Below are 15,786 nucleotides of genomic sequence, written 5' to 3'. Positions count from 1 at the left end.
CCTGGTAGCATGCATTCACATCACAGCTACCAAAAAATGGCAGGGTGATTTTTTGAGTTTACCAATAGCCCGTAAGTCAATCACCGTTTTCATGATTGCAGGAAGGCAATGGCTTCCACGCAAATTAATTTCCGGCTTAAGTGAGAACTTTTTTGAAGCACTTTTTTATTTCTCCGATTACTCTCCTATATTCATTGCTTCATTTCAAACACCTCTCCGATCTTTGGCAATGCAACTGATTTTCCATGCTGCATTTCCTGTCTCGCCGAAAAAATCATTGCTATGCCACATCACAATCAACTGCTTCTCTTCATTTTTTCGATGACCCTTCCATTTTTTTCACCGGCGCAGTCGACGGGTTGCATCAGCGGCAATTGTATGGATGGGATGGGAACCTACCTTTTTTCAGACAAAGCTGAATATACAGGTGAATGGGTAAACGGACAACGTACAGGTGTCGGTTGTTACGATTGGGCTGATGGATCTTATTATCTGGGATACTTTAAAAGTGGCATCCTGGAAGGCAACGGAATTTACCTCGGAAACGATAAAGATAAAACGACGTATGTCGGTATTTTTCATGATGGAAAATATTCAGAAAGCAGGGATTTTGGAACTTCAGGTTGCCTGATAGGAAGTTGTTATGAAGGCGCCGGCATTTATTTGTGGACCAACAATGATATCTATGTTGGAGAATGGCACAACGGCAACCGGTCAGGTTATGGCAGATTCGATTGGGCAGACGGAAGTTTTTATACCGGATATTTTAAAGACGGACTTCTCGATGGCAGGGGTTATTATACCAAAGAGGACGGAACCATTATGGATGGCTACTTTCAACAAAACAAATTTATTGGCAGTACCAGTAGTGACTATTCTCAAACGTCGCAATCCACAGGCAATGCAACTGCACAAAACTATTCATATGTTACTTATGATGATGTATGTTCCATCCTTCAACAGGTGATAAAAAGTTATTCCGGTGATTTTTATGATATAAAAGGCAGGAAAAGAGATCTGCTTATCCTTGAAAACTGGGAGTCAACAGTAAGTCTGAAGGGAAGTATCGAATCGGGATTGTTTGCTTCACTCGACGATGAGGATATTCCGTCATTTTGGTACAACGACCTCTACACTTTCACTGATGTAAAACAGGCTCTGGATAAATATGATGAAGTGGTAAGTGATTTTAAGAACTGTCCGAACTACTGCTGCACCTTCACACAGTATACCAGCTCCACGCCAAATGAAAAATATACAACCACTTTTGAGTCTTCCACCATCAAAAGCGGTTACTCATCAGATTATAACGATATGCAGGTAATCTTTGAATTAACCTATTCTGAAAATACAAAAGAATGGGGTCTTGAACTGGAGGTTCAGAACAAACGGGGTTATTGAAGTAGTCTCGTCAGGTTTTTAGGATAGCAATAGCTTGAATTCAATACTACAATTTTGTTGTTATTGTTTTCGATTGGATGGAAGCGGGAAAGATACACGCGATTCATTTTTTATCACACTGATCAGCACTTATTTTTGCACGAAATTCTTTTTTATGACCTCACCTGCCATCAATGTTACTCCGCGTTTACTCAAAGCCGCTCATGGAACTACATTAAGTTGCAAAGGTTGGGTGCAGGAAGCCGCACTTCGGATGCTGCACAACAATCTTGATCCTGATGTTGCAGAACGTCCTGATGAACTGATTGTTTACGGTGGTCTTGGAAAAGCCGCACGTAACTGGCCCGCATTCGAACTGATCGTGAAAGCGTTGAAAGATCTGAATGAAGATGAAACACTATTGATTCAATCGGGAAAACCCGTGGGCATTCTTCCTACACATAAAGATGCGCCGCGTGTTATCATTTCCAATTCCATGCTGGTTCCCAAATGGGCAACGTGGGAGCATTTCAGAGAACTGGATGCAAAAGGATTGATGATGTACGGACAGATGACTGCAGGTTCCTGGATCTATATCGGCTCGCAGGGAATAGTGCAAGGCACTTATGAAACATACTTGTCTTTAGCTGATAAACATTTCAATGGAATTTTGAAAGGCAAACTGAATGTTACTGCCGGACTTGGTGGAATGGGTGGCGCTCAACCTCTCGCTATTACCATGAATGAAGGCGTTTGCCTGGCTGCCGAAATGGAAGAGTGGCGCATTCAGAAAAGAATTGAAACCCGTTATCTCGATAAATATTCGAAAGACATTGATGAAGCTATTGACTGGGCATTGGATGCAAAAGCAAAAGGTGAAGCGATCTCCATCGGTGTTTGTTGCAACGTAGTGGACTTGCTGCAACGAATGATTGACCGCCACATCACACCTGATACTTTAACAGATCAGACTTCAGCACACGATGAGTTGATCGGATATTTTCCCGAAGGACTCACGGTTGAACAGGCAAAGGTGCTGCGTGAAAAAAATCCGGATGATTATATCAACCGTTCATTGGATACAATGGCAAAGCATGTGCGCCAGATGCTTGAATTGCAAAATCGTGGTGCCATCACGTTTGATTATGGCAACAATCTTCGCGGACAAGCACATGATAAGCGCGGCGTAAAAAATGCATTCGACTTTCCGGGATTTGTACCGGCATATATCCGTCCGTTGTTTTGTGAAGGAAAAGGTCCGTTCCGATGGGTGGCTTTGAGTGGAGATCCAAATGATATTGCTATAACAGATGCTTTGCTGATGGAATTGTTTCCTGAAAATGTAGGATTGCATCGCTGGCTGAAAATGGCGAAAGAAAAAATCGCTTTCCAGGGATTGCCCGCGCGCATCTGCTGGCTGGGAATGGGTGAACGTGAAAAGGCAGGACTTGCTTTCAATGAACTGGTACGCACCGGAAAAGTGAAAGCGCCGATTGTGATTGGAAGAGATCATCTCGATACAGGAAGTGTCGCTTCACCCAATCGTGAAACAGAAGCGATGCTTGATGGCAGCGATGCAGTAGCCGATTGGCCGATCTTAAATGCATTGATCAATACGGCAGGTGGAGCGAGTTGGGTTTCGTTGCATCATGGTGGTGGAGTTGGGATGGGTTATTCCATTCATGCGGGAATGGTGATAGTAGCCGATGGAACTGATGATGCATCACGCAGATTGAAACGTGTGCTGAACAATGATCCTGCAATGGGCGTGATCCGTCATGCGGATGCGGGATATGATATTGCGAAGGATACAGCGAGGAAATTCAGGTTGGATTTAAAACAGAGATTGTAAATTTGGTAAATTGCATAGTCAAAATTTCATCATTATGAAAACGATAGAGTTAAATGTGAATGAAGAATTGCTTGCGCTTCTTGGAGAAAAAGGTATTCAGGATTTGCTAGACAAGGAACTTGATCGTTTACGTTTTCAGAAAGAGAAAAAAAATTTGATGGAACTCAATGGTTCAATTGAAGGAAATATTCGCAAATCCAGTCGTGGTATATTGAAAGGAATTGATGTGAAGGATTTTGAGGCATATTTAAAAGTGAGTCGTGAAAAATGAGTTATCTATTAGATACGAATATTCTGATTGGCTATTATACTGAAAATCTCCCGGAGAGTATCATGGAATTTGTTGAACGGGTTATTAAAAATTCATTCAATATTTCATTTGTAAATCGGCTTGAAGTGCTTGGTTATCCGCAATTGACTAAAGAGCAAATTGCTGATTTGGAAACATCATTTCTCAATGCTGATGAATTTTGGGTTGATGATATTATCATTTCAAAAGCAATATTAGTTTCCCGTGCCTATAATCTAAGAGCCGCAGATGCAATTATCGCAGCAACAGCAATCGTAAATGGTTTGCATCTGGTAACGAACGATGCGGACTTTAACAGAGCGCATAGAGAACTCACTGTAATTAATCCTTTTATACAAATTCCTCCGCTCATTGTTGAATAAACAGTATTCAAAATTTGAATTGCCTGATAAACTGCAATTTTCAATTCGTCATATTCCAGTAATTATTCTTCACATTATTATTTTCACAGTTCGATTTCTTTAGATTTGATTTCTTTCAATTTTTTATGTTCATAAAAAATATTTTCACATTCGTATTTTTCAGCCTGATCGTATGTTCAACAAGCGCGCAAAATTGCGCTCCGGCAAGTGCTTACGATTATCTCGAAATTAATAATGTGAAAGCGCGCATCAATAATGGAGGAGATATGTGGTGGGATTTATTTCAGAATGCACAATACGTAGTTCCGATAAATGGAAATGTTTCTTCACTTTTTGCGGGGGCATTGTGGATTGGCGGCATTGATGCGAACGGCCAATTAAAAGTTGCTGCACAAACCTATCGGCAAACCGGCAATGATTATTTTCCCGGACCTCTAGATGCGAATGGAAATGTTGAATCGGTTGCCTGCAGCAATTTCAATCGCATTTGGAAAGTAAACAAGTCAGCAATTGATTCTTTCATTAATGGAATGAACACGACAATCCCTTCCTCCATCTTAGAATGGCCCGGAAGGGGAAATCTGAAACTTTCATTCTTACCTGATCAGGATTTAGCTCCATTTACTGATACCGATGGTGATGGAATATATAATCCTGCTACCGGTGATTATCCTCAGATTCCCGGCGATCAGGCACTGTGGTTTGTATTTAATGATATGGGAAATGAGCATTCTCAAACGCATGGTGAACCATTGGGTTTGGAGGTCCAATGTCTGGCATATGCTGTAAATGATACCAACAGCAGTTTAAATAATGCTACATTTTATCATTATAGGATGTTGTACAAAGGATTATCTGATCTTGATTCAACTTTTGTTGGATTATGGGTTAACGCTGGTCTTGGTTGCCCATACGATGACAACATTGGTTGTGATTCCTCCCATAACCTTGGAGTCGTTTACAACTCATCTTCAAATGACGGCGGATGCCCTAACAGCTATGGTGATGATCCTCCATTACTTGCCATTGACATCCTGCAAGGACCTACAGATGAAAATCAAATCGTAAATCGCCTTGATTATTGCATGGGTTATAACAATGATTATACACAAACAGGTATTCCCACCGAACCTATTCACTATTACAACTATCTCCATTCAATTTTCAAAGATGGAGAACACCTGACATATGGTGGGGATGGATATAACGGTTCCCTTTCTTCAAATTATTTTTTATCAGGCGACCCTTCGGATCCTTATGGTTTTTCGCAATGCTATCCTCAGGGTGGTATTTGGGATTATCGCATGATTTTGTCGTCAGGTCCCTTCATCTTTCACCCAAATGAAATAAAGACATTTGATATTGCTGTTGTATGGACTGATACAGTTCAATATCCTTGTCCTTCATTCAGCTACATAGAAGGCAATGCAGCAACTGCAGAAAATTATTTCAGCCGCTTGAACTTTCAATCAACAATCTGTAGTACAATACACACTGTGCATGCTGTAAATGTTATACCAAATCCTGTTGCTCATGGTGCAAACATAAGTTTCACGGCATCGTGTGCTGAAAAAATAATGGTGTACGATTGCTCAGGAAGGTTTTGTTTCGAAACGAAAATTCAAGATCAATCTCTGTCTCAAATCAATACTAAGGGATGGAGTGATGGAATTTATTTCTACAAAGTAATTTTTCCTGATGGTGAGGTAAATGGAAAATTTTTAGTTCAGTGAATGTCTTCTATTGTTTCATCGATCGACGTTGAATAAAAAGTCCTCAAAGAGGGACTGCAGTTTTTTCAGGCACAATTCGTTCATGTGCTTAATGTCTGAACTGTGATTTTATTGATTAAAATGATAATCATGATAAGGACAATCATGATCATCATAACCATCACATAAATCACAGTTCAGACAATTTTAATCACGACAAGAATAAAACAATCATACGCTGAAAAAACTTCCAATCAATTATACCCCTCCATCACAAAGTAAACAATGCTCCACCATCCGTATTCAAGTGCCATGTAGAGTTTGAAAGGCCCTTCAAATGATTTTCTTTCTCCGCTTTCAAGGATGGCATCATACTTCACTAAGCCTTCTGCATGCCCAAGACCCTGCGGTTTATTTTTCGGGTCCAGTTGAAATTTGATTTCTAAGATTTCGTAGTCAAAATTCTCAATGATCCTGTAAGAATTAAAAAACCGGCGCAGTTTGATGATCAGTTCTTTCAACGATAAAACAATTCTATCAGGCTGAATAAATTCACTTGCGAGATAGTGATTGGCAAATTCTGTATCACCCTTGGCCCATGCTTGCATGAAATCTTCGGTTCTGTTTTCGATGTCCATCTCATGATCCGGATGGAACTCTTCGTAGATGAAGCAATGCATCATGCCGGGAATATCCACGGTGAATTCAGTTTCATGATCAAAGAACTCTTCTGTGATGAAGCTGTACTGAAAACGGTCATCTCGTTCGCGGATGAAATCAACGAAAATGCAGTTTGATTTCATCAATGCAGCAAGCCGGTGCGATTCCACTTCAAATTCATCATCATTCAATTCCGCCGATTTCTTAAAAACAGGATTGCCGAGATAGGTGGAAATTTTCACCGGTGGATGTTCGCGGTGGTATTGTTCTTCGAACGCTATTACATTTTTCAGGAATTCATTTTCAATTTCAGGAGGCAGGTTACTACTGCTTTCACTACCGGGTATACCTCCGTATTGCGCATGGATTTTCAACTTCAGGAGTTCATTCTCCATCCGCAGTTGTTCATTGTATTCAGGATTCAGGGAGTCTTCATTTTCATGGGAAAAAATATTTTCTTCCATATTAATTAGGTTTTTGTGTGATAAAATAAATTGAATACGGAATAAATGTAGGAGTTAAATTGGAAAATTAAAAGGAGCCAGGAGATGAGAATCAGGAACCAGGAGTCAGGAATCAGGATGAGCTTTGAAGGATCTTCATTGTCAGTCCTGACTCTTGGCTCCTCTATCTTTACAATTCTTCATTCCTAAATCCTTCCCTTCTTGCAGACCATTGTTCAGGATTTCTGCTGGTGTGATAAATTCCAACCACCAATATTTTTTCCATTTTTATAATAAAATGAACACCGTAAGGAAACCTGTTGACAAATGCAATTCGCACATCATCATATCTTATCTGAAAACCTAATGGATTTCTTTGAATCAGTGAAAAAGTTGCATCTATACTTCATTCAATTTCATAACTAAGGCCTGAACGATGTTCTTCATACCAGGTCATTGCATCTATCAAATCCAATTCAGCAAACGCTGAAACAAGCAAATGAAACTTCATGAATGTAAATGAATTCGTTTCCTGACTTCCTCCCAACTTGCCAAAGGAATATCACCTTTACGAATTGCTTCTATCCTTCTCCTGCTTTCCAGAATATGAGATTCCGGAATAGCTATATCACCCGGTTCTATGCTATCCCAAACCTTTTCAACCAACAGTATTTTTTCAGCGGCACTTAGTTTTAGAATTTCTTCAATGGAGATCATTGTATAACGCGATTTATGAATTAGAAGCGAACTGCAAAATATTAATACCGTAAACTTACTAATTTGATTGCTAATTGTTGAAGTTCATACTGCTTGTATCAGCAATTATGAAAAAGCAACCGGAAGAAACATTGATTATGTTGCATTGCTTTTTAGAAATTCCAAAGAGCAAAACATAACGGATGAGACAAAATTAATGCTGCAATACATTGAGGCAAATTATGAACTGATTTATTCGGAAGGAAATAATCAAGTGAGTCTTTTCAAGAGAAAATGACAGTATGAAAAGTATTGAAGAGATGCGATTCGAATAATGATACAAAACGTTTCTTATTTTGTAGCAGCAATCCTCATTATTCGAACCCCATGAACATCCTAATCACCGGCGGCGCCGGCTACATCGGAACAGAACTCGCTTTTGAACTTTCACAGCGGCCTGATATTGACAAGATCGTGGTGTATGACAACCTCAGCCGTGGCAATTACAATTTGTTTTTGGGGAAAGGGCCGAGACAGGGAAATGTACAATTCATTCAGGGAGATATTCTTGATTCACGAACGATTCGCAAAGTGTTGAAAGGAATTGATGTCGTCTATCATCTTGCTGCGAAAGTGACGACGCCTTTTGCAAATATTGATTCCCACTTCTTCGAACAGATCAATCACTGGGGAACAGCAGAAATGGTGTATGCGATTGAAGAAAGCAACATTACCAAACTGATCTTCACCAGCAGCGCTTCTATTTATGGCAGCAGCGCCATTCCAGCAACGGAAGAAACGCCGCCACATCCTTCCAGTTTTTACGGTGTATCGAAACAACGGGCTGAAGAACATGTAAAACGCTTGTTCGAAAGTATTCCCACACTCATCCTGCGTTGCGGAAATGTGTATGGTTACAGCAAGTCAATGCGGTTTGATGCCGTGATCAACCGGTTCATGTTCGATGCGAACTTTGGCCATCGCGTAACGATTACCGGAAGCGGCAATCAATCGCGTTCTTTCATTCATATTAATAAAGTGACGAAGATGCTGGCAGGTTTGCTGCATGCGGAAGTGTCTTCCGGTATTTACAACCTCTCCGATAAAAACCTGGAGATCGTGGACATTATTGAAGTGTTGAAAAAGATATATCCTGATCTTGAATACCTGTTCATCAATCAGCACATTACCATGCAGGAATTGAAAGTAGATCAGAACAGTTTGTTGTACAAATATCTTCCGTTACCTGAATCGGAACTCGAGGAGGAATTGCTGGAGTTTAAAGATCGGTTCTCGTTTCAGAGTGTGTGATGGAACGGTACAATCCATTTATGTATAAAATTGCACCGATGCTTTCGAATAGATTCACCTTTAGTCAGAATAACAGAGAAATACCTGTATAGCAGTATTCGATTTTCAATAATTCCGACGACCTTATTGTCATTCTGAGCGCAGCGAAGAATCTGTTTTCATTTTTTATTTCATCTGTTTTAATAAATAAAACGAGATAGTGACAATGTAAAGAAGGAGTTAACAATGTGTGTTTACAATAGATTCCTTCCCGATCAAATCGGGATCGGAATGTCAAACCTCAATCAGAAAAGGCCATTCCAGAAAAATACCCGGTCAATTCTTACTTCGCAAAACTCACCGCCCTCTTTTCCCTGATCACTGTTACTTTAATTTGACCAGGATAAGTCATGTCATTCTGAATTTTCTGCGACAGCGAAAAAGACAATTCCTCCGCCTGCTTGTCGGTGATTTTTTCTGCTTCCACAATCACCCGCAACTCACGGCCGGCCTGGATTGCGTAGGCTTTTTCCACGCCTTCATATGCCATGGCCAGGTTCTCCAGTTCTTTCAACCGTTGCAAATATTGTTGCATCATTTCACGGCGTGCACCGGGCCGTGCGCCGGAAATTGCATCACAAGCTTGTATGATTGGTGAGATCACATACGCCATTTCCACCTCATCGTGATGGGCGCCAATGGCATTGATGATGGCAGGATGTTCATTGTATCTTTCGGCCAGCTTCATTCCAAGTAAAGCATGACTCAATTCACTTTCTTCATCAGGCACTTTTCCAATATCATGCAAGAGACCTGCACGTTTGGCAAGCTTTGGATTCAATCCTAATTCAGCAGCCATGATGGCGCAGAGGTTAGCGACTTCTTTAGAATGCATTAAAAGATTTTGTCCATAGGAAGAACGGAACCGCATGCGACCGACCATCCTGATCAGTTCAGGATGCAAACCGTGAATGCCCAATTCCACCACTGTGCGTTCGCCAATCTCCACAATATGTTCTTCCAACTGCTTGCGTGTTTTTTCTACTGACTCTTCAATGCGCGCGGGATGAATTCTTCCATCTGTTACCAACCGCTGTAAAGCAAGACGCGCAATTTCACGCCTTACCGGATCAAAGCCCGAGATAACAATAGTTTCAGGTGTGTCATCTACAATAATTTCCACACCGGTTGCAGCTTCAAGGGCGCGGATGTTTCTTCCTTCACGACCAATTATTTGTCCTTTGATATCATCACTGTCGATATGAAAAACAGATACCGAATTTTCAATCGCATGTTCTGCAGCCACGCGCTGAATGGTTTGAATAACTACCTTCTTCGCTTCTTTATTGGCTTTAATCTTGGCTTCGTCAACAATTTCTTTAATATACGACATGGCCTGTGTGCGCGCAGTATCCTTGAGGTTTTCGATCAACTGTTCCTTGGCTTCCGCTTCCGTCAGCCTCGCAATTTTTTCCAGCTTTTGAATATGTTCTTCCTGTACTTTATCGAGTTCTGTTTTCTTTACGGCGATCAATTCAAGCTGCCGGTTCAGGTTTGTTTTGATGGTATCCACTTCCTGCTCTTTACGCTGCAGTCCTTCCAGTTTTTGATTGATTGATTGTTCTTTAGAACGCAGCCTCAGATCGTTTTGCTCAGCAGCTTTGGATTTTTGAATTGAATCGCGTTCAAACTCCGTTTTCTGCCGAAGCATCTCTTCCTTGGCTTCCAGCAACTTGCTCTGCTTCAGGGTTTCTGCCTGCGCTTTTGCTTCTGCAAGCAATATTTCAGCTTCCTGTTCGGCCTGCTCACGTTCTCTTTTTGATGACTTACCGAAGATCATCTTGCCAATGAGGAGGCCTAAGACCATCGTACTCACGGCAACTACTGCAATAATTATATAGGGAAATTGGGATTCCATTGATTGGGTTTTTTGCTTTAAACAACATGATCAGATCGTAGGTGGTAATGGAAAACGGTTACGTTTGGTACAACACTAACCGGAAGAATTCATACAAAAATAAAAAAATTTAACTATCGGAGTAATATAGGTTTCCACCACAATTTATCATTTCCTGCTGACAACGAACTATTTATCAGGGCATACTTTTTAAGATACACAGCTAAATTTATTGCCTTTGCCGGAAAAAAATTTTAGTAACAGTTTTAACTGCGTTTCAATCCATCCATTACCAACTGCGATGCATTCGTAAGCCTATGTGCCAATTCATCCCTGAGTGACGCTATATCTTCCTGTTGCTTCATCACCTCAACCATATTCATCAGCGAGCTCATAGCCAGATAGTCGAGTTTCTCCTGCCCGGAAAACCTCAATTGAAATTCACTGTATTTATGGTTGAGAAGTTGCTCCGCCTGTCTTACAACAGGTTCATCTTCCCCACGCACTTTTAAAGGATACATCCGATCGCCAATGGTTACATTGATACTGATGATTTCTGACATGGCTGTTTCATTTTATAATATGTTGGGAAAAGATTCCTTAACCTTCCGCGGAAAGCTTTGCAATGCACTTATCAATTTCACGCAGATAATCGTTGATTTTCTTCTTTGCCTCCCTGGTATCACCAGTTGGGAATTGAAGTGATTCCGTAACTTTTTGAGAAGAGCGTTCCTCTTCCAGGACGCGGATGCGTTCTGATTTCTCTTTCAACTGAAGTTGTAATTGCCTTATAGACTCATCCTTCGCCAGCAGGTCTGCCGACAGTTTATCTGTTTTGTCAAGCAGGCGGTTGATTTTCACAATCAGATCATCAGCTTGTTTGAGCAGGTCTTTCATATCAATTGCGGATGTTTGCGTTCAACTTCGACTGGAATTGCAGCATTAGGTTCCCGATCACCTTGTCAACTTCAGCATCCGTGAGCGTTTTTTCTTCATTCACAAAAATAAAACTCACCGCATACGACTTTTTACCGGCACCCAGTCTTTCATCTGCGTACACATCAAACAGGTTCACTTCTTTGAGCAATGCGCCTGCATGTTGGTAGGCAATTTGTTCTATTTCCGCGAAAGAAACAGTGTTATCAATCACGAGTGCCAGATCCCTGCGCACAGATGGAAATTTCGGAAGTGAAGTGAATTTTAACAGGTTCTTTGAAAAACGAAGCAGTGCTTCAACATCTATTTCCGCATAGTATACTGCTTTTTTAATATCAAATGACGCAGTTACTTTTTCATTGATCTTTCCAAAAGTTGCGAGTTCAGTTTTTCCGGTTTGAAAAGTCGTTGCCTGTTCCCAGATACCGCCGCCTGTAATGGAGGAAGTCACCTTTTTAATCCCGCATTTATTCAAAATGTTTTTGATAATTCCTTTCAGGAAAAAATAATCTGCAGGTTCTTGTTTCACTTTCCATGATTCAGCAGTAAGTTCACCGGTTAACAACAATACCAGGTGTGATTTTTCTTCATAATTGCCTGACTTCTTCAAATATGTTTTTCCGAATTCAAATAATTTCAAATCAACCATCTTACGGTTGTGGTTGTAACGGATTACTTCCAAACCGGGAAACAACATAGACGTTCGCATGGAATCAAGTCCGATGTTGGAATAACTCAACAAGCTGACAATGGATTCATTCGATCCGGGAAAAAAAGCTTCCTGATATTTTGAATTTGAAATAGAGTTATTCATCATCTCCCGAAATCCTGAAGCGGCCAGCATTTGCGACAATTCTTCCACAAAGGTTTCCTTTTTATCAGCGGTCGAAAAACTGAGCGAGGAACGGATCGCATCGGGAACAGGAATTTTATCATATCCATAAATCCGCAGCACTTCTTCAATCACATCTTCACTGCGGAAAACATCTGTTTTAAAAGTAGGTACAGCAACTGTAATCTGAAGTTCATCCTCCGATTCTATTTTGAAAGAAAGTGCCTTCAGAATATTTTTCGTAACCGATTTTGAAATTTCAATGCCTGCTAAACGATTCAGTTTTTCCCATGTTAATACAATCTGTTTCTCCTTAACAGGACTCGGGTAAACATCAATAATTTCAGAGCTGATCTTACCACCTGCCAGTTCTACGATCAGTAAAGCAGCACGTTTCAATGCATATATATTTCCATTGGGATCAACACCTTTTTCAAAACGCGATGCAGCATCTGTTCTCAGGTTGTGAAAAGTAGACGTCCGCCGGATCCATTTTGGATTCCAGCAAGCCGCTTCCAGGAAAAGGGAAGTGGTTGCATCTTTTACACCGGATTTTATTCCACCATACACGCCTGCAATGCACATTGGCAAAATTGAATCATCCTTATTTTCGCCCTGGCAACAGACCATTAAATCAATCGCACGAAGTTTAATTTCTTTATCATCCAGTGTACGGAATGTTGTGTCTTGCGGCAAAGTTTTCACCACCATCTTTTTACCCGCAATTTCTTTCGCGTCGTAAGCATGCAATGGCTGACCGCATTCATGCATTACGAAATTAGTGATATCAACTATGTTATTAATCGGGCGTAGTCCGATGGATTTCAATTTATTCTTTAACCAACCGGGTGACTCCTTAACAACAATTCCGGAAATAGTTAATCCTGAAAAACGGGGACAAGCTTCTGTATTTTCAACCCTCACCTCCATTTGAAGTGATTGATCGGCAACTGAAAAATTCTCGACTGAAGGAATGTTTAACGGAACGATTTCCATTTGTTCTGCGGATAATGCAGCTGCCAGATCGCGCGCCACACCTATATGAGATGTTGCATCGCCACGATTGGGTGTTAAACCAATCTGAATAATATTGTCAGAAGTTACATTCAGAAACTCACGTGCTGAAATGCCAACAGGCGCAGCAGCATCCAGTATCATGATGCCACTATGATCTTCACTTAAACCAATTTCATCTTCGGCGCAAATCATTCCTTCGGAAGCAACACCACGTATTTTTGTTTTCCTGATTTTAAATGCTTCACCTGAAAAAGGATGCAACAAGGTGCCTTCTGTTGCTACAATCACCTTTTGACCGGCACCTACATTGGCGGCGCCACATACAATTTGCAAATCGGTTCCGGTACCGACATCTACTTTGGTAACTGAAAGCTTATCGGCATCAGGATGCTTTTCAACAGCAGTAACACAACCGATGATTAATCCTTCCAATCCGCCCTTTACAGATTCAAATTTTTCAATCGCTTCCACTTCCAATCCGGTCTGTGTAAGTCTTTCTCCAGCCTCCTCAGGAGATAGCTTTGTATCCAGATAATCTCTCAGCCAGTTATATGAAATAGTCATTCGTTTAAATTGCGCGGTAAAAATAAGAGAAGTTTAGGAAGCTGTTTTGTTTGTTCATGGAATATCATATGATCAGTAATGCGCGCATCTTTCCGATCTTTGCGATAAAATATTCTTACATGGAAATTACGCTTACAACACCGGCCATACTTTTTCCAACTGTTTCATTACTGTTGATTGCTTACACTACCCGATTTCTGGCGATTGCCAATCTCATCCGGGGTTTAAAAATAAAATATCAGACAGAAAAAACACCCAATCTTATCAGCCAGATCAATAATCTGCGTGTGCGGCTCACACTCATCAGAAACATGCAGGCCTTTGGAATCTCCGCCTTGTTTTTTGCAACTTTTTCAATTGCCCTCATTTTTTTTGATGAAAAAATGTATGGTAGTTATGTTTTCGGATTTGCATTGATATTGTTGTTGATCTCACTGGGTGTTTCCTTCCGGGAAATTCTGATGTCTGGTGGAGCATTAAAATTTGAGCTTAAAGAAATGGAAGAAGAACTCCGGCAGGAGGAAGAAAACAATTGAATACTGTTACCCACGTATTTTTTTTTATTTTTGCCACCCTTTAAATTAGGAGAGGTGCCTGAGTGGCCGAAAGGGCCGGTTTGCTAAACCGTTATACCCTGCAAAGGGTATCGAGGGTTCGAATCCCTCCCTCTCCGCTGAGAAAAAGAGTAAAAAGGAAGAGTTCGGATTAATTTTCTTTCCTTCGCATCCGCAAATTGTTTGAAATCGGGGTGTAGTACAGTTGGCAGTATGCCTGGTTTGGGACCAGGAGGCCGCAGGTTCGAGTCCTGCCACCCCGACACAATACCAGCAAGGGTTTCGGCGCAAGCTGAAACCTTTTTTGATTTCAGTAAATACATCATCTCCAAATGTAGAGTTGATGATCAGTCCCTGATGGTTACGGCCAAGGGTTCGAGTCCCGGAAGCTTCACGCGAAAAATTTCCTGAATAATCATGACTTTCTCCCTCAGCCAGATTAATTCTGACAATGCAAACCATTAAAATAAAGAAGAGAACAATTTAATTTATCATTGCTGCATCATTCCTAACTTCCGGGGAATCATGGAACATCCTGAATTACTTCCCATCTTTTTCACGATCGCCTTCATTTATGCCTCTGTTGGTTTCGGCGGAGGTTCGAGTTACCTGGCAATACTTGCATTGTATGGCTTGCCCTTTAAAGAAATAAGGCTGCTTGCATTGATCTGTAATGTAATTGTTGTTACCGGGGGAACGCTGCTGTTTATCAAACACAAGCAAGTGATCTGGAAGAAAATGCTGCCGCTTGCAATAACCAGCATTCCCATGGCATTTTATGGTGCTACCGTTAGACTCAGTGAAGACACTTTTTTTATTATCTTAGGTATTTCGCTTTTTCTTGCCGGCGCATTATTGTGGAGGAAAACGAAAGAAAATGAAACTGAAAGCAAGATGGATGCTAATCTCCCCAGAGATGCAATGATTGGTGGAAGTATTGGCTTTCTTTCCGGCATGGTGGGCATTGGCGGCGGCATTTTTCTTTCCCCTGTGCTCAACCTTTTAAAATGGGACACTGCCAAACACATAGCTGCAACAGCAAGTTTTTTTATACTTGTTAATTCCATTTCCGGTATCGCGGGACAATTGTCAGGTCTTCCACCCGAAATCAATTACATTCAACTGGCATTCCTGGGTGGTGCAGTGCTGCTTGGTGGTCAATTTGGCGCTCGCATTGGTGCAGCACGATTCAACTCCTTGGTGATTCGCAGGGTTACGGCCATGCTTGTTTTATATGCCGGAGCTGAAGTCTTATTTAAGCACCTGCCCTGGTTTAAATAA

The 15,786-nt window shown here is 41.0% G+C and carries 14 protein-coding genes and 2 tRNA genes; 10 read left to right on the top strand and 6 right to left on the bottom strand.

What is annotated here, in order from left to right:
• The first annotated feature begins 282 nt into the window (after positions 1-282).
• From IPO83_09425 to IPO83_09405, 5 genes are all read left to right on the top strand, one after another.
• Positions 283-1,401 (top strand): hypothetical protein, encoded by a 1,119-nt coding sequence (locus IPO83_09425; protein MBK9731495.1) that lies wholly within the window; start codon positions 283-285, stop codon positions 1,399-1,401.
• Between the two features lie 154 nt (positions 1,402-1,555).
• Entirely contained in the window at positions 1,556-3,232 is a 1,677-nt protein-coding gene (gene hutU / locus IPO83_09420; GenBank protein ID MBK9731494.1) for a urocanate hydratase, read from the top strand.
• Between the two features lie 34 nt (positions 3,233-3,266).
• Positions 3,267-3,503, top strand: a complete 237-nt coding sequence (locus tag IPO83_09415) for a hypothetical protein (protein MBK9731493.1) — start codon at positions 3,267-3,269, stop codon at positions 3,501-3,503.
• Positions 3,500-3,904, top strand: a complete 405-nt coding sequence (locus IPO83_09410) for a PIN domain-containing protein (protein MBK9731492.1) — start codon at positions 3,500-3,502, stop codon at positions 3,902-3,904. The genes IPO83_09415 and IPO83_09410 overlap by 4 nt, the downstream gene beginning before the upstream one ends.
• A gap of 125 nt (positions 3,905-4,029) precedes the next feature.
• Positions 4,030-5,637 (top strand): T9SS type A sorting domain-containing protein, encoded by a 1,608-nt coding sequence (locus tag IPO83_09405; GenBank protein MBK9731491.1) that lies wholly within the window; start codon positions 4,030-4,032, stop codon positions 5,635-5,637.
• Between the two features lie 233 nt (positions 5,638-5,870).
• Here the strand turns inward: IPO83_09405 and IPO83_09400 are convergent, their stop codons facing one another.
• Together IPO83_09400 and IPO83_09395 are read right to left on the bottom strand one after the other, a co-directional pair.
• Positions 5,871-6,740: a hypothetical protein gene (locus IPO83_09400; GenBank protein MBK9731490.1), complete on the bottom strand. Its 870-nt coding sequence runs from the start codon at positions 6,738-6,740 to the stop codon at positions 5,871-5,873.
• 486 nt (positions 6,741-7,226) lie between these two features.
• Positions 7,227-7,436 carry an addiction module protein gene (locus tag IPO83_09395; GenBank protein MBK9731489.1) on the bottom strand — a complete coding sequence of 70 codons (210 nt, stop codon included), beginning with the start codon at positions 7,434-7,436 and terminating at the stop codon, positions 7,227-7,229.
• Between the two features lie 366 nt (positions 7,437-7,802).
• Between IPO83_09395 and IPO83_09390 the strand changes: the two genes are divergently transcribed.
• Positions 7,803-8,726: an SDR family oxidoreductase gene (locus IPO83_09390; protein ID MBK9731488.1), complete on the top strand. Its 924-nt coding sequence runs from the start codon at positions 7,803-7,805 to the stop codon at positions 8,724-8,726.
• Positions 8,727-9,048: 322 nt separating this feature from the next.
• Here the strand turns inward: IPO83_09390 and rny are convergent, their stop codons facing one another.
• From rny to IPO83_09370, 4 genes are all read right to left on the bottom strand, one after another.
• Entirely contained in the window at positions 9,049-10,623 is a 1,575-nt protein-coding gene (rny, locus tag IPO83_09385; protein ID MBK9731487.1) for a ribonuclease Y, read from the bottom strand.
• A 245-nt stretch (positions 10,624-10,868) separates the two neighbouring features.
• A complete protein-coding gene (locus IPO83_09380; protein ID MBK9731486.1) occupies positions 10,869-11,165 on the bottom strand; it encodes a cell division protein ZapA in 297 nt (98 codons plus the stop codon).
• A 37-nt stretch (positions 11,166-11,202) separates the two neighbouring features.
• The gene (locus IPO83_09375; protein MBK9731485.1) at positions 11,203-11,499 is read right to left on the bottom strand and encodes a hypothetical protein; all 297 of its coding nucleotides are present in this window, start codon (positions 11,497-11,499) and stop codon (positions 11,203-11,205) included.
• Between the two features lies 1 nt (position 11,500).
• Positions 11,501-13,951 carry a phenylalanine--tRNA ligase subunit beta gene (locus IPO83_09370; GenBank protein MBK9731484.1) on the bottom strand — a complete coding sequence of 817 codons (2,451 nt, stop codon included), beginning with the start codon at positions 13,949-13,951 and terminating at the stop codon, positions 11,501-11,503.
• A gap of 119 nt (positions 13,952-14,070) precedes the next feature.
• Between IPO83_09370 and IPO83_09365 the strand changes: the two genes are divergently transcribed.
• The 4 genes from IPO83_09365 to IPO83_09350 all read left to right on the top strand — a co-directional run bounded on the left by IPO83_09365 (position 14,071) and on the right by IPO83_09350 (position 15,786).
• The gene (locus IPO83_09365; GenBank protein MBK9731483.1) at positions 14,071-14,487 is read left to right on the top strand and encodes a DUF2721 domain-containing protein; all 417 of its coding nucleotides are present in this window, start codon (positions 14,071-14,073) and stop codon (positions 14,485-14,487) included.
• 48 nt (positions 14,488-14,535) lie between these two features.
• Positions 14,536-14,624 (top strand) — tRNA-Ser (locus IPO83_09360).
• Positions 14,625-14,695: 71 nt separating this feature from the next.
• Positions 14,696-14,768 (top strand) — tRNA-Pro (locus IPO83_09355).
• A 262-nt stretch (positions 14,769-15,030) separates the two neighbouring features.
• Positions 15,031-15,786, top strand: coding sequence for a sulfite exporter TauE/SafE family protein (locus IPO83_09350; GenBank protein ID MBK9731482.1), 756 nt, complete (start codon positions 15,031-15,033; stop codon positions 15,784-15,786).

Source organism: Chitinophagaceae bacterium (assembly GCA_016717285.1).
Taxonomy (GTDB): Bacteria; Bacteroidota; Bacteroidia; order Chitinophagales; family UBA10324; genus JACCZZ01.
The sequence above is the reverse complement of the archived record's forward strand: the minus strand, read 5'-3'. Positions and strand labels throughout refer to the sequence as shown.